Genomic DNA, 24192 nt, shown 5'->3' on the forward strand with positions numbered 1-24192 from the left:
AGTATTGTTGATTTTAGCGATTGCGGCAGCGCCGTGGTTTTTTTCGTTCCGACAAAGCCGGTTTTGCGTTGGCATCGGACGAAGCCTAATGGCGAGTGGAGCGCTAACTCTTGTACTTGCCTGGTGGGGTGATTTCTCAGTATTTTTAGAACTTTGGTGGATGGGTGTGGACCTTGAAGGGCTTAGCTCAGCGGAAAGGACCGTGAATGTTGCTCCGAATTTAAAGAGCTATGCTGAGGAACTGTATTTTTCTCCAGCAATAATGGGGATCGCCTGGCAACTAAAGGCGGTGCTAGCGTTCATAGTGTACGTTCTTCCCTACACGTGCGCAGTGTGTTTTGGGTTTTTCGTTGCGAGAAAGTTTACCCGAGCTCGAGTGTAATGTTTGTCCGCTTTGTCCCGCCCAACGGTCACCTGACCATCTCGGCCAGAAGGTCCGCTCTGACCAGCCCTGCCGTTTCGGGCCATGACCGCTCCGGAATGACACCTGCCATTCACGCTCCGCCCATATCAACACATTCAAAAAATTCTACGATGTCGCGGTTCCTGTCACATCAATCACGTATTACTGATACCCTGAAAAGGTTAAATAGTCGTAACCGCAGGGATCACCCCGCCCCGGACCTGATCCGGGGCCTCACACCACTCGCCTGAGGCAAGACGTTTCGTACGGTTTGTACGTTCGCCGAACTGGACCCCGGGATTTTCGTACAAAACTCGCGTACAAAACGTACAAGTTGTACAGAAAATCAGTTCTGCCCTTGCTCGGCCTCAAGTGCGCGGTAGCGGGCCACGTTCTCGTTATGCTCGGCCAGTGTTTCGGCAAAGACATGGCCATCGCGCGGGTCCAGAGTTTTGGCCACGAAGAAAACGAAATCGGTCTCCAGCGGATTGACCGCCGCCTCGATACTGGCCCGCCCCGGATTGGCAATCGGCGTCGGCGGCAAACCGTCAATTACGTAAGTATTCCAATCGGTTCTGGCGCGAAGTTCACTCCGCCGCAGCCCCCGGCCAAGCACGCTCTGGCCCTCGGTAATCCCGTAAATCACCGTTGGGTCGGTCTGCAGTTTCATGCCCTGCCGCAAACGGTTGGTAAAGACGCTGGCCACCTGCCCGCGCTCCGTGGGCACCCCGGTTTCCTTCTCGATGATCGAGGCAAGGATTAACGCCTCGTAGGGTGTTTCAAGCGGGATATCCTCGGCCCGGCTTTCCCAGGCGGCGGCAAGGATAACGTCTTGCGCCTGCTGCATTCTTTCGATCACGCTACCGCGTGTATCGCCTTCGCTCACCTCGTAGCTGTCGGGCGCGAGGCTGCCTTCGGGCGGGGTTTCGTTAACCTCTCCCTCCAGAACATCCACCGCCTGCAATCCATTGACGATCTGCCAGCTTGTGACCCCCTCGGCAATCGCGATACGATAGCGGGTATCGGGTTTTTCGCGAACGTTTTCAAAGATTTGCGGTATCTCGTCTTGGACCGGGTTGAACTCGGCGCGCTCGACGTAGCGGTTGGTCGCCGGGTCCAGCTCGCGCACCTGCACGTCCGCGCGGGTCACCCCGATTCGATAGACCACCTCGGTGCCGCAGGTGCTCGCGCCACCACGGGTGATGATCTCGGTGATCTCCCCCATGCTGGCCCCTTCGGGGATCAACCAACTACCGGCCTTCAACTGGCTGGTTTTATTGGAATATTCCGCCCCGACACGAAAGATCGTACCGTTGCGCAAGGCCCCTTCGGCCTCCAGTTCCCGCGACACGGCGCGCATGTTGCTGCCCCGTTCGACGCGCAGGCAAATGGATTCCTCCAACGGCCCTTGCGCGCTGTACTCGGACTGCCCCCAAAGGATCACCCCGCCCAGAAGGAAGACCAAAACAACAAGGAAAGTCAGGAAGTTAGAGGCGATATGCCGCCACATCAGCGCAGCTTCCCAACACAAAGCGAGGCATTGGTGCCGCCAAAGCCAAAGCTGTTTGACATTGCCACGTTGATCTCGCGCTCCCGCGCCGCATTGGCCGCAAGGTCCAGCGGCGTTTCCACCGCCGGGTTGTCCAGGTTGATCGTCGGCGGCGCCACCTGGTCACGCACGGCCAAGATCGAAAAGATCGCCTCGATCGCCCCCGCAGCCCCCAAAAGGTGCCCGGTCGAGGATTTTGTCGACGACATCGTCGCCTTGCCGGCCGCGGCCCCCAAAAGCCGCTCAACCGCCTGCAATTCAATGGTATCGGCCATGGTCGAGGTGCCATGCGCGTTCATGTAATCCACCTGGCCCGGGTCGATCTCGGCATGTTTCAAGGCCGCCTGCATGGCGCGGAACCCGCCATCGCCATCCTCCGCCGGGGCGGTGATGTGATAGGCATCGCCCGACAGGCCATAGCCCAGAACTTCGGCGTAAATCTTGGCCCCGCGCGCCTTGGCATGCTCGTATTCCTCCAGCACGACAACACCCGCGCCCTCGCCCATGACAAACCCGTCGCGGTCCGCGTCATAGGGGCGGCTGGCCGCCTGCGGGTCGTCGGCGCGCTTGGTCGACAGGGCCTTGCAGGCGTTGAAGCCCGCAATCCCGATCTCGCAAATCGCCGCCTCGGCCCCACCGGCCACCATCACGTCGGCATCGCCGTACTTGATCAGGCGCGAGGCATCGCCAATCGCATGCGCGCCCGTCGAACAGGCCGTCACCACCGCGTGGTTCGGCCCCCGGAAGCCATAGCGAATGCTCACCTGGCCCGAAATCAGGTTGATCAGCGCGCCGGGAATGAAAAAGGGCGAGACACGCCGCACACCCTTGTCGCGGATCAAAAGCGTTGTCTGTTCAATGGATTGCAGCCCGCCGATGCCCGAGCCCAACATCACGCCGGTCCGCAAAAGGCTTTCTTCGTCCTCGGGGGTCCAGCCCGCATCGGCCACCGCCTGATCCGCCGCCGCCAGACCGTAAAGGATGAAATCATCCACCTTGCGGCGCTCTTTCGGGGCCATGTGATCGTCGGCGTTGAAGGTTCCGTCGCTGCCATCGCCAAGCGGTACTTCGCAGGCGTATTTCGTCGCCACGTTCTCAGGATCGAACCGGGTGATCGTACCCGCCCCCGATTGCCCGTCCAGCAGACGCTTCCAGCTTTCCTCGACCCCCGACGCCAACGGCGTGACCAATCCAAGGCCGGTAACAACGACACGACGCATCCTGCTGCCCTTTCACAAATTTCCTCGGCTGCTCATAGCGTGCCTTACCCCTAGGGGGCAAGCCCAAGCAGGCCCGGCAAGCAAGGCAATGCCAAAGCGTTTCGCGAAAAACCTGCATCACAGCTTATCGGGAAATGCAGCCCAAAACCCAATCGTTGCACGCGTTCCGCCTTTTGCCGATGGCTCGGATCAAAGGCGGAACGCTTTAGTGTTTCATATGCTGACAGCAGCCCGAAAGTTACTGGAACTCGGCGGTCGGCTCGGGCACGGCCCGCGCAAGGCTCAAGGCCTCTTGCAAATCGACATCGCGTGACAGAAGCGCCTGACCGATCAACGTTCCCGCCACGTTGGGCACGTATTTCAGGCGCGAGACATCGTCGGCACTGCGCACCGTCCCGCGTGCGATCACCGGATGGTGCGTTTGTGCGGCCAGATGCGTGATCACGCCAAGGCTGCCATCAGTGTCTTCGATATCGGCGTCGATATCGGTCACGATGATGCCCGCCAAGGGGGCGTCGTCAAAGGCCTTGATGTAATCCTCGGGCGTAAAGGCCGATTGCGATTTCCAGCCTTCGGTCATCACCGCGCCATTGAAGACATCCACCGCCAGAACGATCTGATCGGGGAAATACTTGGCCAATTCGCGCAGCAAATCAGGGTCATGCGCCGCCATGGTCCCTACCACGACACGTCCGGCGCCCTTGTCGATCCAGCGGTCCACCGCATCACGCGACCGGAACCCGCCACCAAGTTGCACAGGGATACCCGCCGCGCGAATGATGTCTTCCAGCAATTGGGCATTGTCGCCATCACCCGCCAAGGCGTTGATATCGGTGACATGCATCCATTCGGCCCCGGCAGCGGCAAAACCGCGTGCCGTTTCAACCGGGTCCACATGCCAGATCACGGGTTCTTCCAACCGGCCCCGCGTCAACGAAACACATTTACCGTTATGCAGTTCAAGGGTGGGATAAATGATCATTCCAGCCGTGCCTTTCCATCGCATCGCCCACCGCGCAAATCCACGCGGCCAAAATTGATTCTGGAGCGTCTCACGCCACCGCGATTGTACCAAATCGGCATGATGCAGCCAATTCGCGCCGTTCCTGACCAACAACGACGAAAAAGGCCCCCGCTATCCGGCAGGGGCCCTTCGAAAACTCGACACGAAGCTCGGCTTACGACGCTTCGTTGATGAACTTCACCGCGTCGCCGAAGGTTTGGATGGTTTCGGCCGCATCGTCGGGGATCTCGATGCCGAACTCTTCCTCGAAGGCCATGACCAGCTCAACAGTGTCAAGGCTGTCGGCGCCCAGATCGTCGATGAACGAGGCGTTCTCGGTCACCTTGTCTTCTTCAACGCCCAGATGTTCCACAACGATCTTTTTAACGCGATCTGCGATGTCGCTCATGTCTTAATCCTCATCTACTTTTCGAACCTTTCGGTCCGTTTTCCGCCCCTGCCCACGAAGGGAAGCGGGTTTGGTGATGCCCGTCCGGGCGGTTTGACTGCCCGGCAGGCGGGCGTGTCGGGGTTGGAACGGGCCCACCGCCGACGAATGTGCGCCGCCTATAGCACATGGCGCGCGAATGGCAAACGCTTTCCAGACAAGGCCCGCCATGGCGGGCCAAGCCGCCTACAACATGGCCATACCACCGTTCACATGCAAGGTCGCCCCGGTGACATAGCCCGCCTCGGGGCTGGCCAGATAAAGAACCGCCGCCGCGATTTCCTCGGGCGTGCCCATGCGCGCCGCCGGAATCTTGCCGTTGATCGCGTCTTTCTGATCCTCGGTCAGTTTCTCGGTCATCGCCGTTGCGATGAACCCCGGCGCCACCGCGTTGGCGGTAATGCCACGGCTGGCCACCTCGTAGGCGATGGATTTTGTCATCCCCACCATTCCGGCCTTGGAGGCGGCATAGTTCACCTGCCCCGGGTTGCCCGTGGCCCCCACGATGGAACTGATATTGATGATCCGGCCCCAACGCGCCTTCATCATCGGGCGCATCACGCCCCGGCACAGCCGCATGGTCGAGGTCAGGTTGACGTCGATCACGCTTTGCCATTCCTCGTCCGACATGCGCATGAAAATCTGGTCGCGGGTGATCCCGGCGTTGTTCACCAGGATATCCAGCGCGCCCATCGCCTCGATCGCCTGCTTGGGCAGGGCATCCACGGCCTCGCCATCGCTCAGGTTGCAGGGCAGGACATGCGCCCGCTCGCCCAGTTCGGCGGCCAAGGCTTCCAGCGGTTCCACCCGCGTGCCCGAAAGCCCCACGGTCGCACCCGCCTCATGCAGCGCCTTGGCAATCGCACCGCCAATGCCGCCCGAGGCCCCGGTGACCAGAGCGCATTTTCCTGTCAGATCAAACATATCCAGTTCCTTTGTCTTTGCGCCAAATGCCTTGGCTTTAGCCGTTCAAGGCGTCCTTCGCGGCCGCCACATCAGCGGGCGCACCAACATTGCGGCACGCCAGACTGCGATCAATCCGGCGGATCATCCCCGAAAGCGCCTTGCCCGCGCCGATCTCCCACGCCTCGGTCACACCTTGTGCCGCCATGTACAAAACCGATTCGCGCCAACGGACCGCGCCCGTGACCTGTTCCACCAGAAGCTTGCGGATCTCGTCGGGGTCGCTCACCGCCTCGGCGCGCACATTGGCCACCACCGGCACGGTGGGGGCCTTGATTTCAACCGCCGCCAAGGCCTCGGCCATCACATCCGCCGCGGGCTGCATCAGCGCGCAATGGAACGGCGCGCTTACCGGCAAGAGCATGGCGCGCTTGGCGCCCTTGTCCTTGGCCAAATCCACGGCGCGTTCCACCGCCGCCTTGTGACCCGAGACCACAACTTGCCCCGGATCGTTGTCATTGGCCGCTTGGCAGACCTCGCCCTGCGCGGCCGCCTCGGCCACCTCGCGCACCGCGTCCAGATCAAGCCCCAGAACGGCGGCCATCGCACCCACACCCACCGGAACGGCCTTCTGCATGGCCTCGCCGCGCGTGCGCAACAAACGCGCGCAATCCGCCACGCTCAACGCGCCCGCCGCGGCCAGTGCGGAATATTCCCCAAGGCTATGGCCCGCGACCATGCTTGCCGCATCAATGCCGACGCCCTCGGCCTCCAAGGCCCGCATCGCCGCCAGCGATGTCGCCATAAGCGCAGGCTGCGCATTCTGCGTCAGGGTCAGTTCCTCCTGCTCCCCCTCCCAGATCAGCGCCGACAGCTTTTCGCCCAAGGCGTCGTCCACCTCGTCGAAAACGGCCCGGGCCGCCGGATAGGCCTCGGCCAGTTCCTTGCCCATGCCAATTGTCTGTGCCCCTTGCCCGGGAAATACGAATGCGCGGCTCATTATCGTCCCTCTTGTCTTTGGCTTTGCCCGTCCACCCCGGATAGCGCGCCTCGCGGCGCGAGGCAACGCACAAACCCCATTGGGCAGGAATGCACGGCGCCTGTGCAAAGGTCGCCATTGCGCACCCGCACGAAGCGATTACCCTGCCACCAACTCGTATTTTCAGGATTCTCCCATGCCCCTCGGCAATACCCCCACCGCCTATGGCGCGGTCACCAAGACCTTTCACTGGCTTATCGCCCTTGGCATATTTGCCGCCCTGCCCCTGGGCTATTTCGCCCATGATCTGGCCTATCAGGTGCAAAACCCCGAGATCGCCACCAACGAAGCACAGGTTGCCCGCGCCGCCCTGTTGTTCTCGCTGCATAAAACCATCGGGCTTATGGTGTTTTTCGTGGCGCTGGCCCGCATCCTCTGGGCGCTGTCGCAACCCAAGCCGGGGCTTCTGAATGGCGACACCGTGCTGGAATCGCGCCTCGCCGAAGTGGTCCACTGGCTGCTTTACGGCTCGCTTGTCGCCGTGCCGCTTTCCGGCTGGATTCACCACGCCTCCACCACCGGCTTTGCGCCCATCTGGTGGCCCTTCGGACAATCCCTGCCCTTTGTGCCCAAGGACGAAGGCGTCGCGCAAATCACCGCCACCCTGCACTTCTTGTTGCAATGGGTTCTGGTGGGCGCACTGGCCCTGCATATCCTGGGCGCGCTCAAACACCACGTGTTTGATCGCGACGCCACCCTGCGGCGTATGCTGCCGGGCTATACCCCTGCCCACCCCACCGACAAACAACCCGGCCACGGCTTGCCCCTTCTGGGCGCGCTGGCGGTCTGGGCCGTGGTTCTTGGCGGCGCCAACGCCCTTGGCTGGTTCAAGGTCGAGGCGACCCAAAGCGCCCCTGCCCAATCCCTCGCCACCGTCGAAAGCGACTGGACCGTGCAGGACGGCACGCTGGAAATCACCGTCGTGCAAATGGGCTCCGAGGTGTCGGGCAGCTTCGCCGACTGGACCGCGCAAATCGCCTATGACGAAACCGCCGAAAACCCCAAGGGCGATGTCACCGTCACCGTGTCGATCCCCTCGCTTACCCTCGGATCGGTCACGGATCAGGCCATGGGCCCCGAGTATTTCAACGCCGAGGCGCATCCCACGGCAACCTTCACCGCCGACATCATTGAGGCCGACGGCCACATCGCCCAAGGCACCCTGACCATCAAGGATCAATCCGTACCGGTCGACTTGCCCTTCGATCTGACCATCGAAGGCGACACCGCCACCGCCACGGGCGGCCTTACCGTGGATCGCCGCAACTTCAACATCGGCGGCGAGGCCACGGATTCGCTCGCGGCCAGCGTCGATATTCAGTTCACCCTGACCGCCACCCGTAACACACCTTAAAGGCTTGATCCCCATCCCGGCCCACGCAATAGTCCCGATCACACAGCATTGCAGGGGGCAGGCATGAGCGGATTGATGGCACTACTGGACGATGTGGCGGCTTTGGCCAAACTCGCCGCCGCCTCGGTCGATGACGTGGCGGGGCAAGCCGCCAAGGCCGGATCGAAAGCCGCGGGCGCGGTGATCGACGATGCCGCCGTGACGCCCAAGTACATGCAGGGCTTCGCCCCGGCGCGTGAATTGCCGATGGTCTGGCGCATCGCGCGGGCCTCGATTTTCAACAAACTGGTCTTCCTGCTGCCGGCCGGCCTCGCGCTGTCCGCGTTCGCCCCGTGGATGATCCCGCCCCTGCTGATGCTGGGCGGCGGATATCTATGCTTCGAAGGGGCCGAGAAAATCGCCCATGCGCTTGGCTTCGGCAAGGGCCACGGCGGCCCGGATGGAAGCCACACCGAGGGCAACGCCGCGCATCTGGAAGAACAGAAAGTCTCTGGAGCCATCAAAACCGATTTCATCCTCTCGGCTGAAATCATGACAATCGCGCTGGCCGCCATCCCCGAAAGCAGCTTCTGGATGGAGGCCGCGACACTGGCCTTGGTGGCCGTGGGCATCACCGCCTTGGTCTATGGCGCGGTCGCGCTGATCGTCAAAGCCGACGACGCCGGCCTGTTCATGGCCGAGCGCGGTCGGCTGGGCCTGACCCGCGCCTTGGGGCGCGGCATCGTCCGCGCCATGCCCGGTTTCATGAAACTGCTGATGATCGTCGGCACGGCCGCGATGCTCTGGGTGGGCGGCTCGATCATCCTGCATGCGCTGGATCAAATGGGCTTTCCGGCGCTTTACGACTGGATTCACCACGCGGCACTTGCCGCCGCTGAGGGCACAGGCGATTGGGCGGGTGCCGTGGAATGGGGCGTCACCGCCGGGTTGGACGGTGTCTTTGGCCTCGCCCTCGGCGTGGTGCTGATCCCCATCGGCGTGAAGGTCATCAAACCCATCTGGACCCGGACCCTGGGCCGCGCCAAGGCCCATTGACGCACAGCCCCTTTCGCACCCGCACCCGAAAGCGCTGATGCGCGCGGCGGTAACCACCACGAAAAAGGGCCCGCCAATTCGGCAGGCCCTGAATAATCCGTGAGTGTCGGCTTATTCCGCCTTCATCGCCTCGATCGAAATCATCACCTCGACCTCGTCGCTGACATGCGGTGCGAATTTGCCAAGGCCAAAGTCCGAGCGCACAAGCGTCGTCGTGGCATCGAAGCCCGCCCAGTCCTTGTTTTGCATCGGGTGCGCCGCCGCCTTGTTCAGCGTGGCGTCCAGAACAACCGATTTGGTGGTCTCGTTGATGGTCAGATCGCCGGTGATCTCGGCGGTATCGTCGCCGGTCACTTCGATTCCCGTGGATTCGAAGGTGATCATGTCGCCCTCGCCCGCGCCAAAGAAATCATCCGACATGAAGTGCTTGAACCGCTCTTCCCAGCCGGTCAGCATCGAGGTGGTCGGCATCGCCACCGAAACCGAGGAGGCCGCCGGATCTTCCTGATCGAACATGATCTCGCCCTCGAAGCCCCCGAACATGCCGTATGTGGTGGAATAGCCAAGGTGGTTATAGGAGAAAACAACCTGGCTGTGGCTTGGATCCAGAACGTATTTTTCCGGTTCCGCCATGGCTCCGGTTGCGGTCAGGGCAAGGGCCGCCGCTGTGGCGAAAACTGTTGATTTCATTGAGATGCCTCCTGGCGTTTAAATGCAATGCTTTCAACATGGTGCAGGCTGGCCCACAAACAAGTCTCAATAGGCAAACAATGTCTGTTTACTGGCGAACACCCCTGATCGCGATGTCATGCCGCTTGCGGGAACAGGTCGCGCAAGGCTTGCTCGGCCTCAGGATCGGTCAGCGGGATGGATACGATCTTTTGGCCCGCGTCATCCAGTGCGGTCAAGGCATGCCCTTCGAGGGATACCCTCGAAAGCTTGTCCAGGTCATAAACCCCACGCAAATGCATGTGGCCGCAGGCGTCCATGGACACCACGCGCAACTGCCGGTTCATGCTGTCGATATGCACCTCGGGAAGGTCATCGGGGGCGTCCAGGGCGCTCACCAGCATCAGGCCGATGCCCAGCATGACAAGCGATGCGCACAGCTTGATCAATTGCATTTCGGCATCCGCTGCGGGCATGCCCCACATGCCCAAGGCCGCCAGCAGGAAGGCCGTTCCAAACCCCATTTTCATGGCACGCTTCAAGGCACAGCCCAATGGCTTGCCATCGTGCTGAAGACGATTTTGAATAAAGGTCTCGCTATTGTCCGGAAAAGCCACCATCGCCGCGCCCTCCTACTGGCGTATTGCTTCAACTTCGTTCAATTTCCCCGCGAATTCCGACAACAATGCGGCACAGCCAAGGCAACTTTTCGCCATAATACCCCCCTTGAACCACGCGCCGATCCATCGTAAAGACCCGCGTCCTTCCGCAGTTTTTCTTGAACCGCGCAGTCTCTCGTGGACGGGTCGCGGAAGGATGTAAAAGACCCGCCTTTGAAATGCGCCCAGACAGAAGTGGAGATAACATGCCGCTCTACGAGCATGTTTTTATTTCGCGTCAGGACTTGTCCAACGCGCAAGCCGAAGGCCTCATCGAACATTTTGGCACCGTGCTGTCCGACAACGGCGGCAAACTCGTGGATAGCGAGTATTGGGGCGTCAAGACCATGGCCTACAAGATCAACAAGAACCGCAAGGGCCACTATGCCTTCCTGCGCACCGATGCACCCGCAGCGGCCGTTCAGGAAATGGAACGCCTGATGCGCCTGCACGACGACGTGATGCGCGTCATGACCATCAAGGTCGACGAGCACGAGGAAGGCCCCTCGGTCCAGATGCAGAAAAAAGACGACCGTGGCGATCGCCGCGAACGTCGTTGATCCTCGCTTGAAGAAAGGACACTAACCCATGGCTGCAAAACCGTTTTTCCGCCGCCGCAAGGTCTGCCCCTTCTCGGGCGACAACGCACCCAAGATCGACTACAAGGACACCAAACTGCTGCAACGCTACATCAGCGAACGCGGCAAGATCGTGCCCTCGCGCATCACCGCCGTCTCGGCCAAGAAGCAGCGTGAACTGTCCCGCGCCATCAAGCGCGCGCGCTTCCTCGCCCTGCTGCCCTACGCCGTGAAGTAAGGAGAGAGCATCATGCAAGTTATCCTTCTCGAACGCGTGGCCAAACTGGGCCAAATGGGCGACGTCGTCGACGTCAAGCCCGGCTTTGCGCGCAACTTCCTCCTGCCCCAGGGCAAGGCCCTGTCGGCTTCGGAACAGAACATCGCCGACTTCGAATCGCGCAAGGCGCAACTCGAAGCCCGCAACCTGGAAACCAAGAAAGAGGCCGAAGCACTGGCCGCGAAAATCGACGGCCAGCAGTTCGTCGTGATTCGCCAGGCCTCCGATGGCGGCAGCCTCTACGGTTCGGTGTCCACCCGTGACGCCGCCGCCGTGGCCAAAGAGGAAGGCGTGAACGTTGACCGCAAGCAGGTCATCATCCGCCAGCCGATCAAAACCCTTGGCCTGCACGAAGTCGAGGTGCACCTGCACCCCGAGGTCGAGGCGCTGATCACCCTCAACGTCGCCCGTTCGCCCGAAGAGGCCGAACTGCAAGCGACCGGCAAGACCATTCAGGACGCCGCCGCCGAGGCCGAAGCCGCCGCCGATTACGAGATCGCCGAACTCTTCGACGATATCGGCTCGGCCGCATCGGAAGACGAAGATCTGGCAGACTCCGTTGAAGAAGTCCTTCCCGAAGACGGCGAAGACGACACCGACAACGGCTGAACCCGCCATTTGCTTTCAGAACTCGGGGCCGCGCAATTCTGTTGCGCGGCCCCTAATTATTCGGCTCGCACTATCTCGACAGCCAACAAAAGCGCGTGTTAACGTATTTCTACCTATATAAAGGTAGTCAGTTGTATCAGTAAAAGTGACCACTACATACAAGGGTAAGCATGCATACAGTAAACATAGATAAAGCCATTGGCGCACGGATTCGCATGTACCGCAAAGCGCTCGGTCTAAGCCAATCCGACCTCGCCAAACAAATTGGCATAACTTTTCAACAGGTGCAGAAATATGAAAGCGGCGCCAATCGCGTGGCTGCGTCCCGGCTTTGGGATACTGCCGATGCGCTTGGGGTCTCCGTCCTATCCCTGTTCCAGGATATCACACAGAACGGTCAGGACGGGCCGGGCACACCGCTCGAATTGCTTGACCTTTACACCGCAATGCCTCTGGCCAAGCAAATCGAGTTGATGACCTATGCGCGGCAGCTATCTCAAAATAAAGCAACCGCAACACCGGCATAGGATCGAAATCATTTTGCCATGACCAGGCACACCAACCTCATCGATATCGCCCGTACACCAGGTGCGCAGACAGATTACGTCGCGCACCTGCATAAGCTGTGCGATACCCTTGGGGTGGAACATGCAACCTACTTCTCGGCCAATCCGGTGTCGGGCACCATGCACGGGTTCACGACATACCCTGACGATTGGAAGGAACACTACGTCAGGGAAGGTTTGCAAGACTACGATCCAACCCTGCGCTCGGCCGCGCGTTCGGTCGCCCCGGTCGATTGGAAGCGCCTGGAAAAAGATGACAACTATGGCCGGGTCTTCCGTGATGCACAGGATTTCGGCCTGCCCAACCAAGGGGTCACCGTGCCGATCCGCGGCATGTTCGGCGAAATCGGCCTTCTCTGCGCCTGCGCCACCATGCAGGCCAGCGAATGGACCAAGCTGCGCCGCGAAATCACGGGCAATCTGCTCAGTAACGCGGTGCATCTGCACGATACGGTGATGAATTCCGACCCCTTGCTCAAGGCATTGCGTCAACCCAACCTGTCGCGCCGCGAAACCGAGATCTTGCAATGGGTTGCGGCGGGCAAGTCACAACAGGACGTGGGCGACATCCTGTCGATCTCGCCGCGCACGGTCGAAGTTCACCTGCGTTCCGCGCGCGAAAAGCTTTGCACCATCTCGACGCCGCAGGCCGTGGGCCGCGCCGTCAGCCTTGGGTTCATTCAACCCGGCTGACACCGTGACACCGCTGTAAAACTCTTAACGCCTTTTTAGGGGCCATCGGGGCTGGCGGCCTGCACATCGCGGCCACTCGGGCCTGAATTGCGCAGAAGTACGGGATTTCCCTAATACCCCCCGGCCCCCAACTTGATATCTTCGGTTTCATCATCATTGATCCGAGGAAGTAAAACCATGATCCTAGTCATCGACGCGCTGAACCGGCATCGGTTTGGCTCCATTCTGGACGATATGTTCAAGTTGCGCGCGCGTGTTTTCAGGGACCGCATGGGATGGGACGTCAAAGTGCGCAATGGGCGCGAGATCGACCTTTTCGACGATCTCGACCCGGCTTACCTGGTGGCACTGGACGACGATTATAACGTCGTCGGATGCAACCGCATGCTTCAAACCACCGGTCCGCATATGCTGTCGGACGTCTTTCAGGATATTCTCTGTGGTGAACCGCCCCTGCGAAGTGCCACGATCTGGGAGAACACCCGTTTTTGCATCGACACCGATCGCATCAAACGCAAAAACGATGGCCGCAGCGTGTCTTACACCGCCTGCGAACTGATGGCCGGCATCGCCGAATACGCTTACGAATCCGGCATTTCCGATGTGATTTCGGTGGTTGATCCCGCCATGGATCGCATCCTCAAGCGCAGTGATAACGCGCCTTGCGATTACATCGGGGAAACCGTGCAAATGGGCAAAACCAAGGCCCTCGCCGCCCTGAGCGATATCACCGAAGAACGGATCAATCGTATCCGCACCTTCGCCGGGATCACCGGGGATATCTTCGTTGACGAGGACACAGCCGCCCTTGCCATCGCCAATCGCGACAAGGCGGCGCCGCATATGTCGCCCGATCTACGCGAATACTGCGATCAACAAATCCTGGAGGCGCGCACCGAAAGCGAAAAAGCCGCGGCACTGGCCCTGCAACGCACCCTGAGCAGCGCCTTCAGCACGGAACCAAACTGCGACGCCTGAAAAGGCACCCCCCCATCATCGCAGTTTGCAAAAAGGGCCGCTCATTAAGCGGCCCTTTTCATATCAGTAATGCCGGGAAGGCTTACTCGTCTTCCATCTCCTCGATGGCTTTTTCCAGCTCGTCCTTCGAGACCTCTTTCTCGGTCACATCGGCAAGCTCGGCCACGTAATCGATCACCTTGTCCTCGAAGATCGGCGCGCGCAGCTGCTGACGCATCTGCGGATTGTTCTGCACGAACTCGAAGAACTGGCGTTCCTGCCCGGGGTATTGACGCGCCTGCTCCATGACCGCCTGGGTCATTTCCGCATCGGTCACCTCGACCTCGGCCTTCTGGCCCAACTCGGCCAGAAGCAGGCCAAGACGCACGCGGCGCTCGGCCAGCGTGGTGTGCTCTTCGGTGGCTTCGATCTCGGGGTGATCGTGGCCCTCGACCTCGGGGTTCTCTTCGTGCCAAATCTGGTGGGCAATCTGCTTGGCCTCGGCCTCCACCATGCTCGGCGGCAACTCGAAGCTGACCATCTTGTCCAGTTCGTCCAGCATGCCACGCTTCATCACCGCGCGCGCGGCCCCGGCGTACTCCGATTCAAGACGCTCGCGGATCTGCCCCTTCAGGTCATCAAGGCTTTCGGCACCGTACTTGGTGGCCAACTCGTCGTTGATCTCGGCGGCAACCGGCTCTTTGACTTCCTTGACGGTGCATTCGAAAACCGCGTCTTTCCCGGCCAGATGCTCGGCCCCGTATTCCTCGGGGAAGGTCACCTTGACCTCGGTTTCGTCACCGACCTTCACGCCAACCAGCTGCTCCTCGAACCCGGGGATAAAGCTGTTGGACCCAAGGGTCAGCGGGTAATCCTCGGCCGAGCCCCCTTCAAAGGCCTCGCCATCCACCTTGCCGACAAAGTCGATCACGACCTGATCGCCGTCTTTCGACTTGGTGCCTTTCTTGCGATCCTTGAAGTCCTGCGCGCTCTCGGCCAGATTGCCAAGCGCCTCGTCAACCGCCGCGTCGTCGGGCTTCACAACCATCTTCTCCAGTTTCAGAGATTTCAGGTCCACCTCGGGGATCTCGGGCAGTGCCTCATAGGTCATTTCGACCTCGACATCGTCGCCCTCTTGCCAATTCTCATTGGTCATCTTCACCGCGGGTTCCGCCGCCGGGCGCTCGCCGCTGTCCTCGAAGTGCTTCGACATCGCACCATCAACGGCTTCCTGCATGGCCTCGCCCAGAACACGCTGGCCGAACTGCTTTTTCAAAAGCGGCAGCGGCACCTTGCCCTTGCGGAAACCCTTCATTTCGATGTCAGGCTGAGCATCCTTCAGCTTGTCCATCACCTTGTCGTCAAGCTCCTGCGCGGTCAGAAGCAATTTGTATCCGCGTTTCAGCCCTTCGTTCAGGGTCTCGGTGACCTGCATTGTCGTCCTCTCATATGCATCGGGCCGCGGAGGCGTCCGCGGCGGTCAAAATCAAGCGCCCTTCTAGGGATCACAAGGCAAGGGCGCAAGCAGAGTCTTGGGGCGCAGCACAAAGCCGCGCCAAAGCCGACGCGCGCGGTGGCGATCGGAACGCTATGAGCGGGTGCGCATAGCCGCGCCATCGGCGGGCCGCGGCACGGCGAACTGGTCTAGGGGCTATAGCGCTTTATCCAAGAAACTGGCGCGTAACAGAAAGGCGGCGTAGCTACCTTAACCCAATCGCCGGGCCGGTCGGGCGGCCCGGCGATGGCGCGGCGGCGCTCCGCGCCTCGATTCCGCGCCCTCGCTTCAACCGAAACCGCGTCCAACCACGCCGGGGCCTCGTACTGAAAACAAACGATAAAACCCACCGCGCGGTGTGCTAATTTCGGGGTATCGGGGAAAATACCGCCGCGATACAGACAGGTATTTTCTTTTTTCCCAAGGGGTTTCATTGCGACTCGAGGGATTGGTTAACAACACCCCCGCCCCGGGCCAGACCCGGGGCCTCACAGCCATGCCCGCTCTCGGCATTTCTGCGAAACGCCTGCCGCTATTTTCTGGGTGGAACCGTGGTTCAGCAATTCTTCGAATTGCTGTTGGTGCGGGTGGGGAGACTCGAACTCCCACACCTTGCGGCGCCAGAACCTAAATCTGGTGCGTCTACCAATTCCGCCACACCCGCACTGACAAAAGCCTTTAGCAAAGCCGCAAATCGGATGCGAGTGGAAAATTCACATAAGAATAAGAACCATTAGGCACAAAAAAGGCGCGACACGGGCACATTTTTGCCTTAAACTAAATACAACCTGAGGCAGAAAAAACAGCGAGACACGCCATGAAACCGAAAACGGTCGGGCGGGACAACAGCGCAAGTGGCGCGACCACGCCCGCATTCTCCTATGGCCTGATGGCCAATTCCATCATCCTCACGCTCGATGGTGAAAAACCTGTTGCCGACCTTCGGGATGGCGACCGTATCGTCACCCGCGATGCCGGAATGGCCGTGTTGCGCGGGGTCACCTGCCGCAAGATCACCTGCGAAACCGTTGCAATCAAAGCAGGCTCCTTGGGTCACACCCGCCCCGACAGCGACGTGACCCTGCCCGCCGGTCACCCGATCCTGATCCGCGACTGGCGCGCCCAGGCGCTTTTTAACGCGCGGCAGGCCGTGGTTCGCGCCGACCGCCTGATCGACGATGAGTTCATCACCGCCGCGGGCCGCCAAACCCTGACGGCTTATGACCTGCGCTTCGACCGGCCCCATATCCTTTATGTCGATGGCCTCGAAGTTGCCAGCGAAGGCCAGAGGCCAAGCTCGATAACACCGTCTGATCCGCCCTCCAGAAAGACGGAAAACGCCCCGCTGGCCTAAAGTCCGCGGGGCGCGTCACATCACAGCCCCAGCTTCCTGAAAACCTTGGGCAATTCCTCGGGCAGATCCTCTGCAATCAGCCCCGGCCCGAAGCTGCGCGCGGCCTCCACATGCAACCATGCGGCCGCTTCCGCCGCCTGCATCGGTGAAAACCCCCGGGCCATGAGCCCGGTGATGAACCCGGCCAACACATCCCCCGATCCGGCCGTGGCCAGCCACGGCGCGGCCCGGTCATACTGCGCCGAATTGATGCTGCACCGCCCATCGGGCGCGGCAATCACCGTATCCGCCCCCTTGAACAACACGGTACAGCCCGCCCGCTGCGCCGCGTCCCGCGTGGCGTCCACCTTGGAATAAGCCGGGCCTTCGGCGGGCACCGCGTTCAGCTTTTCGGCAATATCCGGGAAAAGCCGCGCGAACTCCCCCGCATGAGGCGTCAGCACGCATTTGCCATGCAGCATCGCGAACAAAGCCTTTGGATCGTCCTGAAACGCGGTCAGCGCATCGGCATCCAAGACAACGCCGGGGCCATGCCCGGCACACAGGGCAACCGGCACCAAGTCCCGCGCGCGTTCGCCCCCAAGGCCCGGCCCGAGACATAGCGCATTAAGCCGGTCGTCCTCCAACACCTCGGCCAGCCCTGCACCACTATCCACCCGTCGCAACATCAAGGCGGTGATCTGGCCGGCCACCTCCATCTGCGCCGCCCCCGGCACCCCCAGCGTCACAAGCCCTGCCCCGATCCGCAGCGCCCCACGCGCCGCCAATCGCGCCGCGCCGGTTTTACCGGCACCACCGGAAAGGATCAGAGCGTGACCATGGGAATACTTGTGCAACACGGCGGCCTTGCCCAAACCCATGCCCGACATGCCATCGGCCAACCGCACCACGCTCTCGATATCGGGGCGGCCTTCAAGCCCGATAGTCCTGACCCTCAGCCTGCCCGCCTGCTGCGCCCCGCGCGACAGGTAATGCCCCGGCTTGGCGGAATGGAAACTCACAGTCAGGTCGGCACTCGCATATGTGCCAAGGGTGCGGCCACTATCCGCACAAAGGCCCGAAGATATGTCCACCGCCACGGTTCGCACGTCTTTCAATGCACGAAAACTGTCGAATGTACTCAGGACCTGTGCAAGCCCCCCCTCCACCGGTCGGGTCAGCCCGGTCCCGAACACCGCGTCAACGATCAGGTCCGGTTGCTGCGCATCGCCTATCGCTGAAACCGGGTCGGCCACCTTCCCCATCGCGCACCACCGCTGGTAATTGGCCTTGGCATCCGGCGGCAGCTTCGCAGGGTCGCCATAAAGGAACACTTCAACCTCCCAGCCCCAGTCCTTCAACACCCGCGCAACAACGAACCCATCCCCCCCATTGTTGCCGGGCCCGCACAAAACCAATGCGCGATGCGGCGCGCGGGCCAGTTCCGGCCATTCCTCGAAGACCACCTCGACCACGCCGCGCCCGGCGCGCTCCATCAGTTCCAGCCCGGTCACCTGCCCCGACTCGATGGCCGCCCGCTCAGTCGCCCGCATCTGCGCCGAGGTCAGCAATTCGGTCATTTTTACACCTTTCGAGATTCAATTCCGCACATTGTGCGGGCGTTTTGCTTAATTTTTGGGCATACCCTTTTGCAACTGCCCGGCAAACCCCCGCCCCCAACCCTATCCGATTGAGCGCCCCCCTGAGAAGTGGTCTGAAACTGCCCAACACCAGAAAGGCGAGGAGGCCAGCCCGATGAAAAAGATCGAAGCGATCATCAAGCCGTTCAAACTGGACGAAGTCAAAGAAGCCCTGCAAGACGCCGGGATTCAGGGTCTCTCGGTGATCGAGGTCAAGGGCTTCGGCCGTCAGAAGGGCCATACCGAACTGTATCGCGGCGCGGAATACGTGGTTGATTTCCTGCCCAAGGTGAAAATCGACGTGGTGATCGACGACGATCAGGTCGATCAGGCCATCGAGGCAATCATCGATGCCGCCAAAACCGACAAGATCGGCGACGGCAAGATCTTTGTAAGCCCCGTTGAACAAGCCATCCGCATCCGTACCGGCGAAACCGGCTCGGACGCCCTGTAAACCCACCTGCACTGACCCCAAGCAAACGAAGGGATATAGACATGAGCGCACAGGACCTGCTCAAGACCATCAAGGACGAAGACGTCGAATACGTCGACATCCGCTTCACCGACACCCGCGGTAAGCTGCAACACGTGACCATCATCGTCGATGAAGTCGATGAAGACTTCCTCGAAGAAGGCTTCATGTTCGACGGCTCCTCGATCGCCGGCTGGAAAAGCATCGAAGCCTCGGACATGAAACTCATGCCCGACACCGAAAGCGCCTATATCGACCCCTTCTATGCCGAGAAAACCCTCTGCGTGCATTGCTCGATTGTCGAACCCGACACCGGCGAACCCTACAACCGCGACCCGCGCGGCACCGCCGAAAAGGCCGAGGCCTACCTGAAAGCCTCGGGCATCGGCGATGTGGCCTACATGGGCCCCGAAGCGGAATTCTTCCTGTTTGACGACGTGCGCTTCTCGAACACCATCAACAAGGTTTCCTACGAGGTCGACGCGATGGACGCCTCCTGGAACTCCGACACCGAGTACGAGATGGGCAACATGGGCCACCGCCCCGGCGTCAAGGGCGGCTATTTCCCGGTCAACCCGATCGACGATGCCCAGGACATCCGCTCGGAAATGCTTTCGACCATGAAGCGCCTTGGCATGAAGGTCGACAAGCACCACCACGAAGTGGCCTCCTGCCAGCACGAACTTGGCCTGATCTTCGACACCCTGACCAAACAGGCCGACGAACTTCAGAAATACAAATACGTCATCCACAACGTGGCCGCCGCCTACGGCAAATCCGCCACCTTCATGCCCAAGCCGATCTATGGCGACAACGGCACCGGGATGCACGTCAACATGTCGATCTGGAAAGACGGCAAGCCGCTCTTCGCAGGCGACAAATACGCCGATCTGAGCCAAGAGGCCTTGTATTTCATCGGCGGTGTCCTGAAGCACGCGAAAACGCTCAATGCCTTCACCAACCCCTCGACCAACAGCTACAAGCGCCTGATCCCGGGCTTCGAGGCCCCGGTTCTGCGCGCCTACTCGGCACGCAACCGCTCGGGCTGTGTCCGTATTCCCTGGACCGAGTCGCCCAAGGCCAAGCGCGTCGAGGCCCGCTTCCCCGATCCCTCGGCAAACCCCTACCTTTGCTTTGCTGCCCTGCTGATGGCCGGCCTTGACGGCATCAAGAACAAGATCGACCCGGGCGAGGCAATGGACAAGAACCTCTACGATCTGCCCGCCGAGGAACTCGAAGGCATCCCGACCGTCTGTGGCTCGCTGCGCGAAGCCATGGAGGCGCTGGCCGCCGACCACGACTTCCTGCTGGCCGGTGACGTCTTCACCAAGGACCAGATCGAAGGCTACATCGACCTCAAGATGGAAGAGATCGAAACCTACGAACACACGCCGCACCCGGTTGAGTTCGGCATGTACTACAGCTGCTAAGACAGCGTTGGACAGTGAATGCGAAAAGGGCGCCTTGCGGGGCGCCCTTTTTTCATTTGGCGTATACAGGGCCTTCTGGATACACTCGATGCCATAATGTTCATTGACCCGGAGTCATTTTCATGCGCCGCCTTGCCCTGCTCACCGCCGCCCTCGCCGCCTTTTCAACCCCCACCCTTGCCGCGCCCTGCGGCAATACCGGCAACGGGTTCGGCCAATGGAAAGCCGCCTTCGCCGCCGAGGCACAGCGCGCAGGTGTCGGCGGGCGCGGGCTTCAGGCACTGGCCAATGCGCAATATGCCTCGCGCACCATCGCCGCCGACCGCAACCAGAAAAGCTTTCGCTACTCCTTGGATAAGTTCATGCAAATCCGCGGCTCGGCCACCATCGTGGCACAGGGCCGCAAGCGGCTGGCGCGTGATCGCAATTTCTACAACGCGCTGGAACAACGCTATGGCGTGCCCGCCGGCGTCATCATCGCCATCCACGGCATGGAAACCGGCTTTGGCCGCTTCATGGGCGACAGTGCGGTCGTCTCGGCCATCACCACGCTGGCCTATGATTGCCGCCGCTCCGATTTCTTCACCCCCCATGCCATCGGCGCGCTGAAACTGGTGGATCGCGGGGCCATAACCGGCACCACCAAGGGGGCAAAACACGGCGAACTTGGCCATACCCAGTTCCTGCCCGGCAATGCGCTGAAGTACGGTGTCGACGTCAACGGCGACGGGCGCGTCGATTTCTACAATCAGGCCGATGCACTGGCCTCAACCGCCAACTTCCTGCGCCAGAAAGGCTGGCGTCCCGGCGCGGGCTTCCAGGAAGGCCAGCCCAATTTCAACGTCATCAAGCAATGGAACGCGGCCGGCGTCTATCAAAAGGCCATCGCCATCATGGCCGCCCAGATCCAAGGCTAGCCCGCCCCCTTGACAGGTCCGGCCCGCGCTCCTATCTGCCGTTCTCGGGCGCAGGCCCCCGCCGTCCGCAGGCCCAAGGCCATGGTGAAGCCCTGCATTTGATACCCCTCTCTGACCCAACGGTCACGAGCGGCGGCAACGCGGACCCCGTCACCCCAAGTGACCAAGGGAACCAGATCCATGACACAGACGACCCCCGCCGTTTCGGCGATGAAACAACAGGCTCGCCGCCTGCGCGCCGCGCTGCAAGACAGCGGAACGCGCCTCACGCATTCCGCGGCGCTTGAAACCGTGGCCCGGCAATACGGCCACCGTGACTGGAACACGGCAAAGGCCGCCGCCTGCTGGGAAAACCCGCCCCGCTGGCAAGTTGGGCAAGCCGTGCGCGGCCGCTACCTCAACCAACCCTTCACCGGCCGCGTAAAAGCGGCCAGCGAAGCAACCGGCGGCTTCTGGCGTTTGACGCTGCAATTCGACGCGCCGGTGGACGTGGTCACCTCGCCGCATTTTTCGAACCTGCGCAGCCAGGTGCGCTGCGTGATAAATGCCAAGGGCACCACCACCCAGAAGACCTCGGATGGCACCCCCCATCTTAGTCTTTTCGCGGCGTAAAACATCGTCCGGCACCCTGTAACAGCGGGTGCCGGACAACGGTTTGCCCGCCAAGGCGCGTCACAACCAAAACACGAATTATTCCCAAACTTCCTTGTCCGTGACACAAACCGGCCAAACTTCTCCGCTTTATATGGCGTGAATGAAAAAAACCACGCGAGCAGAGTTATGACCGAGCAACTCCATGGTACTGTTGCCGTTCTCGAGTTGAAGCCGTTTCTGTCCCAAACCTTCGAAGATATCGTTGAGGAAATCGATCTTTCCTTTCGCCCGCCCGGCCTCATGCGTCAGGCCCTGATCCGCGATGGCGACGATATCGCCATCCTGGAACGCGGGCCGGTACGCCTTGTTCTTGGCTGGATCGACCAGCCAAGCCCCAACAGGGCCCCACATCTCATCCTCGCCATTGGCCGCACCGAAGACAGCAGCGCCGTCATTCTCGACGAAAAATTGTTTCGGCTGATCAAGGCGCAACTGCTGATGCATGCGGAAAGCTACCTGCCGATCAACAGCATCCTGCACAGCAAGGCAGATCGCCCCGTCGGAACAGAGTTGATCGACTCCCTCTGCGAGCTTCTGCACTACACGGGCTATCCCCACGCGCAAACCTACAATCCCTCCGACGACACCGCCGCCGACCATGCAGATGCGCAAGATACCCAAGATGACACCCCTGAAAACGCCCAGCCCAACAGCAAGATTCACCCCAAGTCCAGCGATATACTGGATGCCGATTACCAACCGCTGGCGGGCCTGGGCGAAGACACCTTGCCGCAAAAGCTCACGGTTTACACCGTCGGGGCCACGATGATGATGGTGTCCCCACCCGTCGGGGCCACCTTCATCGTCTATGCCTGCCTGCGCGCCATCACGGCGCCCAAACCCCAGCAGGCGTTTCAATGAAGACCCGGGCACCCCTCGGCCGGTCAAGGGTCAAAACCCCGGCACATGGCGCCGGGAAAACCCGGTGAAAAACGTCGCCTTGGCCCGCGCCCCGCGCGGGTCTTGCCATTGCCGGGGCAAGGCGCGTCAATCGCGCCTCATCACGCCATCTCCGTCGCCGCTGTCATGCGCTTCACAACGAAGGTATGGATCGAAAAGACACAGGCCCGCGTTTCGGGCAGCCGCAAAACACATTGCCGCTCTGATCGCAGATAAGGCAAGGCCCGCGCCGCCGGCCCCTCCGGCACGCTTCGCGCCCGTGGCTGGAACAAATCCGCCATCGCATAGGGCAGCGCATTGAACCGCCACAGGGGCCGGCCCACTTGTACCCCGTCGAACAACCGCTGCACCCGCCGCGCGAGGCCCTCGTCATACTCCGGCACAGGCACGTGAATGCCCGTCAATGGCCGCCCGATCTTGTCCGAAAGCCGCCAACTGGCCGGAAAGCACAACACCGCCGCCGTCAGGTGATGCTCGGCCCCGCGCTTTTCCATCAGGCACAGATCCTCCTGCACCAAATGCCCCAACGTGCCCATCGGATCCCGCCGATCAAGCGCGACAACCACCCCATCGGGCCGCGCGACCTCGGCAGCCCCGACACGATAGCCCGGCGCATGGGCGGCAAGCCATGCCAAGACATGCTCCAACAACTCCTGCGCCGCCGCCTCGCCCTCGGGCGTCACGGCCAGAACCTCGTCCCGGCGATCGGCCAGCAATCGCGCCCGCTCCGCCATCTGCGCGGCAAAAGCCTCGTCCACCCAAAGCCAATCGCTCTCATCCAAAGGCGCAACCCCGGGCAAGCGCCGCGCCTCCAGGTCATAAGGCACCGCCCGCTGCAAAATCTCGCTCACATCCACCCCTTCTTCTTTTTACAAATATCCTGGGGGAGGCGTTGAAAATCCCCCGATTTTCAACGTCGGGGGCAAAGCCCCCAATCCTCACCGCCGATATTCACTTTCCATCCGGTAATCCTTGCGCGGCCCGCGCACCCTCCAGCGCACCCGCCACACCGGCCAATCGCCGAATTCATAAGCCCCGTCATACTGATCCGGGTCACACCAATGGCCGGTCTCGCCCCCCGCGCCCGGCACCCGGTGGAAAAACCGCCCGTCCTCGAACCACACCGTCAGGTCCGGTTTCCACAGATAGCTCCGCCGCGCCTCCATCTGCGGTTGCCCGGGCAGGCTCATCCGCCCCACTTCCTCATAGGCCAAACCTTCCTCACAAGGGGCAAACACCGCCTCGCCTACGAACCGCGCCTCGGTGCCATCGGCATGCACCATGTGCCGCGACAGCCGCCATCTGCCCTCGAAATCCGTCAATTGCACGGTCATTGCGTCTTACTCCCCGGCCCCGGCCTTGCCGCTCAGCGCCCATAGGTCTACACCC

At 61.2% G+C, this 24192-nt stretch carries 27 protein-coding genes and 1 tRNA gene; 14 read left to right on the plus strand and 14 right to left on the minus strand.

Annotated elements, in window-relative coordinates; all coding sequences use genetic code 11:
* Nucleotides 1-749: 749 nt before the first annotated feature.
* The 6 genes from mltG to fabD all read right to left on the minus strand — a co-directional run bounded on the left by mltG (nucleotide 750) and on the right by fabD (nucleotide 6526).
* On the minus strand, nucleotides 750-1913 hold the full coding sequence (mltG, locus tag RBB32_RS02555; RefSeq protein WP_306151094.1) for an endolytic transglycosylase MltG: 1164 nt from the start codon (nucleotides 1911-1913) through the stop codon (nucleotides 750-752).
* On the minus strand, nucleotides 1913-3172 hold the full coding sequence (gene fabF, locus RBB32_RS02560) for a beta-ketoacyl-ACP synthase II (RefSeq protein WP_306151095.1): 1260 nt from the start codon (nucleotides 3170-3172) through the stop codon (nucleotides 1913-1915). The genes mltG and fabF overlap by 1 nt, the downstream gene beginning before the upstream one ends.
* A gap of 238 nt (nucleotides 3173-3410) precedes the next feature.
* Nucleotides 3411-4154: a 1-(5-phosphoribosyl)-5-[(5-phosphoribosylamino)methylideneamino] imidazole-4-carboxamide isomerase gene (locus RBB32_RS02565; protein WP_306151096.1), complete on the minus strand. Its 744-nt coding sequence runs from the start codon at nucleotides 4152-4154 to the stop codon at nucleotides 3411-3413.
* A gap of 196 nt (nucleotides 4155-4350) precedes the next feature.
* On the minus strand, nucleotides 4351-4584 hold the full coding sequence (locus RBB32_RS02570) for an acyl carrier protein (RefSeq protein WP_306151097.1): 234 nt from the start codon (nucleotides 4582-4584) through the stop codon (nucleotides 4351-4353).
* A 225-nt stretch (nucleotides 4585-4809) separates the two neighbouring features.
* Nucleotides 4810-5547, minus strand: a complete 738-nt coding sequence (gene fabG / locus RBB32_RS02575; RefSeq protein WP_306151098.1) for a 3-oxoacyl-[acyl-carrier-protein] reductase — start codon at nucleotides 5545-5547, stop codon at nucleotides 4810-4812.
* Between the two features lie 37 nt (nucleotides 5548-5584).
* Nucleotides 5585-6526 (minus strand): ACP S-malonyltransferase, encoded by a 942-nt coding sequence (gene fabD, locus RBB32_RS02580; protein WP_306151099.1) that lies wholly within the window; start codon nucleotides 6524-6526, stop codon nucleotides 5585-5587.
* A gap of 175 nt (nucleotides 6527-6701) precedes the next feature.
* On the opposite strand from fabD, the gene RBB32_RS02585 reads away from it, so the two are divergent.
* Together RBB32_RS02585 and RBB32_RS02590 are read left to right on the plus strand one after the other, a co-directional pair.
* A complete protein-coding gene (locus tag RBB32_RS02585; RefSeq protein WP_306151100.1) occupies nucleotides 6702-7919 on the plus strand; it encodes a cytochrome b/b6 domain-containing protein in 1218 nt (405 codons plus the stop codon).
* Between the two features lie 63 nt (nucleotides 7920-7982).
* On the plus strand, nucleotides 7983-8954 hold the full coding sequence (locus RBB32_RS02590; RefSeq protein ID WP_306151101.1) for a DUF808 domain-containing protein: 972 nt from the start codon (nucleotides 7983-7985) through the stop codon (nucleotides 8952-8954).
* 111 nt (nucleotides 8955-9065) lie between these two features.
* Here RBB32_RS02590 and RBB32_RS02595 read toward each other — a convergent pair whose 3' ends face one another.
* The gene (locus tag RBB32_RS02595) at nucleotides 9066-9644 is read right to left on the minus strand and encodes a YceI family protein (protein WP_306151102.1); all 579 of its coding nucleotides are present in this window, start codon (nucleotides 9642-9644) and stop codon (nucleotides 9066-9068) included.
* A gap of 116 nt (nucleotides 9645-9760) precedes the next feature.
* Nucleotides 9761-10243 (minus strand): hypothetical protein, encoded by a 483-nt coding sequence (locus RBB32_RS02600; protein ID WP_306151103.1) that lies wholly within the window; start codon nucleotides 10241-10243, stop codon nucleotides 9761-9763.
* Nucleotides 10244-10488: 245 nt separating this feature from the next.
* Here RBB32_RS02600 and rpsF point away from each other — a divergent pair, with 245 nt between their 5' ends.
* From rpsF to RBB32_RS02630, 6 genes are all read left to right on the plus strand, one after another.
* Nucleotides 10489-10842: a 30S ribosomal protein S6 gene (gene rpsF / locus RBB32_RS02605; protein WP_154148511.1), complete on the plus strand. Its 354-nt coding sequence runs from the start codon at nucleotides 10489-10491 to the stop codon at nucleotides 10840-10842.
* Between the two features lie 28 nt (nucleotides 10843-10870).
* Nucleotides 10871-11098 (plus strand): 30S ribosomal protein S18, encoded by a 228-nt coding sequence (gene rpsR / locus RBB32_RS02610; RefSeq protein WP_058291462.1) that lies wholly within the window; start codon nucleotides 10871-10873, stop codon nucleotides 11096-11098.
* A gap of 12 nt (nucleotides 11099-11110) precedes the next feature.
* A complete protein-coding gene (gene rplI, locus RBB32_RS02615) occupies nucleotides 11111-11746 on the plus strand; it encodes a 50S ribosomal protein L9 (RefSeq protein ID WP_306151104.1) in 636 nt (211 codons plus the stop codon).
* 170 nt (nucleotides 11747-11916) lie between these two features.
* Nucleotides 11917-12273, plus strand: coding sequence for a helix-turn-helix domain-containing protein (locus RBB32_RS02620; protein WP_306151105.1), 357 nt, complete (start codon nucleotides 11917-11919; stop codon nucleotides 12271-12273).
* Between the two features lie 18 nt (nucleotides 12274-12291).
* Nucleotides 12292-13005, plus strand: a complete 714-nt coding sequence (locus RBB32_RS02625) for a LuxR family transcriptional regulator (protein WP_306151106.1) — start codon at nucleotides 12292-12294, stop codon at nucleotides 13003-13005.
* A 177-nt stretch (nucleotides 13006-13182) separates the two neighbouring features.
* Nucleotides 13183-13983, plus strand: a complete 801-nt coding sequence (locus RBB32_RS02630) for an acyl-homoserine-lactone synthase (RefSeq protein WP_306151107.1) — start codon at nucleotides 13183-13185, stop codon at nucleotides 13981-13983.
* An 82-nt stretch (nucleotides 13984-14065) separates the two neighbouring features.
* Here RBB32_RS02630 and tig read toward each other — a convergent pair whose 3' ends face one another.
* Both tig and RBB32_RS02640 read right to left on the minus strand, forming a co-directional pair.
* Nucleotides 14066-15397, minus strand: a complete 1332-nt coding sequence (tig, locus tag RBB32_RS02635) for a trigger factor (RefSeq protein ID WP_306151108.1) — start codon at nucleotides 15395-15397, stop codon at nucleotides 14066-14068.
* 639 nt (nucleotides 15398-16036) lie between these two features.
* Nucleotides 16037-16121: transfer RNA gene (locus RBB32_RS02640), tRNA-Leu, on the minus strand.
* Nucleotides 16122-16274: 153 nt separating this feature from the next.
* Here RBB32_RS02640 and RBB32_RS02645 point away from each other — a divergent pair.
* Nucleotides 16275-16811, plus strand: coding sequence for a Hint domain-containing protein (locus tag RBB32_RS02645; protein ID WP_306151109.1), 537 nt, complete (start codon nucleotides 16275-16277; stop codon nucleotides 16809-16811).
* A gap of 20 nt (nucleotides 16812-16831) precedes the next feature.
* On the opposite strand, the gene RBB32_RS02650 is transcribed toward RBB32_RS02645, so the two are convergent.
* Complete coding sequence (locus RBB32_RS02650; RefSeq protein WP_306151110.1) at nucleotides 16832-18370, minus strand: NAD(P)H-hydrate dehydratase; 1539 nt, start codon at nucleotides 18368-18370, stop codon at nucleotides 16832-16834.
* A gap of 175 nt (nucleotides 18371-18545) precedes the next feature.
* Between RBB32_RS02650 and RBB32_RS02655 the strand changes: the two genes are divergently transcribed.
* The 3 genes from RBB32_RS02655 (at nucleotide 18546) to RBB32_RS02665 (ending at nucleotide 21249) form a co-directional block, all read left to right on the plus strand.
* Nucleotides 18546-18884, plus strand: a complete 339-nt coding sequence (locus RBB32_RS02655; RefSeq protein WP_154148519.1) for a P-II family nitrogen regulator — start codon at nucleotides 18546-18548, stop codon at nucleotides 18882-18884.
* Nucleotides 18885-18925: 41 nt separating this feature from the next.
* Entirely contained in the window at nucleotides 18926-20332 is a 1407-nt protein-coding gene (glnA, locus tag RBB32_RS02660) for a type I glutamate--ammonia ligase (protein ID WP_306151111.1), read from the plus strand.
* A gap of 122 nt (nucleotides 20333-20454) precedes the next feature.
* Nucleotides 20455-21249, plus strand: coding sequence for a lytic transglycosylase domain-containing protein (locus tag RBB32_RS02665; protein ID WP_306151112.1), 795 nt, complete (start codon nucleotides 20455-20457; stop codon nucleotides 21247-21249).
* On the opposite strand, the gene RBB32_RS02670 is transcribed toward RBB32_RS02665, so the two are convergent.
* The gene (locus RBB32_RS02670; protein ID WP_306151113.1) at nucleotides 21246-21431 is read right to left on the minus strand and encodes a hypothetical protein; all 186 of its coding nucleotides are present in this window, start codon (nucleotides 21429-21431) and stop codon (nucleotides 21246-21248) included. The two genes, RBB32_RS02665 and RBB32_RS02670, sit on opposite strands and share 4 nt — an antisense overlap.
* On the opposite strand from RBB32_RS02670, the gene RBB32_RS02675 reads away from it, so the two are divergent.
* Both RBB32_RS02675 and RBB32_RS02680 read left to right on the plus strand, forming a co-directional pair.
* The gene (locus RBB32_RS02675; RefSeq protein ID WP_306151114.1) at nucleotides 21430-21861 is read left to right on the plus strand and encodes a glyoxalase superfamily protein; all 432 of its coding nucleotides are present in this window, start codon (nucleotides 21430-21432) and stop codon (nucleotides 21859-21861) included. The two genes, RBB32_RS02670 and RBB32_RS02675, sit on opposite strands and share 2 nt — an antisense overlap.
* 168 nt (nucleotides 21862-22029) lie before the next feature.
* A complete protein-coding gene (locus RBB32_RS02680; protein WP_306151115.1) occupies nucleotides 22030-22764 on the plus strand; it encodes a hypothetical protein in 735 nt (244 codons plus the stop codon).
* Between the two features lie 140 nt (nucleotides 22765-22904).
* Here RBB32_RS02680 and RBB32_RS02685 read toward each other — a convergent pair whose 3' ends face one another.
* Nucleotides 22905-23654, minus strand: coding sequence for a DUF3445 domain-containing protein (locus tag RBB32_RS02685; protein WP_306151116.1), 750 nt, complete (start codon nucleotides 23652-23654; stop codon nucleotides 22905-22907).
* 87 nt (nucleotides 23655-23741) lie between these two features.
* On the minus strand, nucleotides 23742-24137 hold the full coding sequence (locus RBB32_RS02690; protein WP_306151117.1) for a DUF6314 family protein: 396 nt from the start codon (nucleotides 24135-24137) through the stop codon (nucleotides 23742-23744).
* Nucleotides 24138-24192 lie beyond the last annotated feature (55 nt).

Origin of the sequence: Roseovarius sp. MMSF_3281 (assembly GCF_030733685.1) — a bacterium.
Taxonomy (GTDB): Bacteria; Pseudomonadota; Alphaproteobacteria; order Rhodobacterales; family Rhodobacteraceae; genus Roseovarius.

Excerpts from the sequence above, each read along its gene's own strand:
- mltG (WP_306151094.1), bottom strand. The coding sequence starts at position 1,913 with ATGTGGCGGCATATCGCCTCTAACTTCCTGACTTTCCTTGTTGTTTTG.
- fabF (WP_306151095.1), bottom strand. The coding sequence starts at position 3,172 with ATGCGTCGTGTCGTTGTTACCGGCCTTGGATTGGTCACGCCGTTGGCG.
- RBB32_RS02565 (WP_306151096.1), bottom strand. The coding sequence starts at position 4,154 with ATGATCATTTATCCCACCCTTGAACTGCATAACGGTAAATGTGTTTCG.
- RBB32_RS02570 (WP_306151097.1), bottom strand. The coding sequence starts at position 4,584 with ATGAGCGACATCGCAGATCGCGTTAAAAAGATCGTTGTGGAACATCTG.
- fabG (WP_306151098.1), bottom strand. The coding sequence starts at position 5,547 with ATGTTTGATCTGACAGGAAAATGCGCTCTGGTCACCGGGGCCTCGGGC.
- fabD (WP_306151099.1), bottom strand. The coding sequence starts at position 6,526 with ATGAGCCGCGCATTCGTATTTCCCGGGCAAGGGGCACAGACAATTGGC.
- RBB32_RS02585 (WP_306151100.1), top strand. The coding sequence starts at position 6,702 with ATGCCCCTCGGCAATACCCCCACCGCCTATGGCGCGGTCACCAAGACC.
- RBB32_RS02590 (WP_306151101.1), top strand. The coding sequence starts at position 7,983 with ATGAGCGGATTGATGGCACTACTGGACGATGTGGCGGCTTTGGCCAAA.
- RBB32_RS02595 (WP_306151102.1), bottom strand. The coding sequence starts at position 9,644 with ATGAAATCAACAGTTTTCGCCACAGCGGCGGCCCTTGCCCTGACCGCA.
- RBB32_RS02600 (WP_306151103.1), bottom strand. The coding sequence starts at position 10,243 with ATGGTGGCTTTTCCGGACAATAGCGAGACCTTTATTCAAAATCGTCTT.
- rpsF (WP_154148511.1), top strand. The coding sequence starts at position 10,489 with ATGCCGCTCTACGAGCATGTTTTTATTTCGCGTCAGGACTTGTCCAAC.
- rpsR (WP_058291462.1), top strand. The coding sequence starts at position 10,871 with ATGGCTGCAAAACCGTTTTTCCGCCGCCGCAAGGTCTGCCCCTTCTCG.
- rplI (WP_306151104.1), top strand. The coding sequence starts at position 11,111 with ATGCAAGTTATCCTTCTCGAACGCGTGGCCAAACTGGGCCAAATGGGC.
- RBB32_RS02620 (WP_306151105.1), top strand. The coding sequence starts at position 11,917 with ATGCATACAGTAAACATAGATAAAGCCATTGGCGCACGGATTCGCATG.
- RBB32_RS02625 (WP_306151106.1), top strand. The coding sequence starts at position 12,292 with ATGACCAGGCACACCAACCTCATCGATATCGCCCGTACACCAGGTGCG.
- RBB32_RS02630 (WP_306151107.1), top strand. The coding sequence starts at position 13,183 with ATGATCCTAGTCATCGACGCGCTGAACCGGCATCGGTTTGGCTCCATT.
- tig (WP_306151108.1), bottom strand. The coding sequence starts at position 15,397 with ATGCAGGTCACCGAGACCCTGAACGAAGGGCTGAAACGCGGATACAAA.
- RBB32_RS02645 (WP_306151109.1), top strand. The coding sequence starts at position 16,275 with ATGAAACCGAAAACGGTCGGGCGGGACAACAGCGCAAGTGGCGCGACC.
- RBB32_RS02650 (WP_306151110.1), bottom strand. The coding sequence starts at position 18,370 with ATGACCGAATTGCTGACCTCGGCGCAGATGCGGGCGACTGAGCGGGCG.
- RBB32_RS02655 (WP_154148519.1), top strand. The coding sequence starts at position 18,546 with ATGAAAAAGATCGAAGCGATCATCAAGCCGTTCAAACTGGACGAAGTC.
- glnA (WP_306151111.1), top strand. The coding sequence starts at position 18,926 with ATGAGCGCACAGGACCTGCTCAAGACCATCAAGGACGAAGACGTCGAA.
- RBB32_RS02665 (WP_306151112.1), top strand. The coding sequence starts at position 20,455 with ATGCGCCGCCTTGCCCTGCTCACCGCCGCCCTCGCCGCCTTTTCAACC.
- RBB32_RS02675 (WP_306151114.1), top strand. The coding sequence starts at position 21,430 with ATGACACAGACGACCCCCGCCGTTTCGGCGATGAAACAACAGGCTCGC.
- RBB32_RS02670 (WP_306151113.1), bottom strand. The coding sequence starts at position 21,431 with ATGGATCTGGTTCCCTTGGTCACTTGGGGTGACGGGGTCCGCGTTGCC.
- RBB32_RS02680 (WP_306151115.1), top strand. The coding sequence starts at position 22,030 with ATGACCGAGCAACTCCATGGTACTGTTGCCGTTCTCGAGTTGAAGCCG.
- RBB32_RS02690 (WP_306151117.1), bottom strand. The coding sequence starts at position 24,137 with ATGACCGTGCAATTGACGGATTTCGAGGGCAGATGGCGGCTGTCGCGG.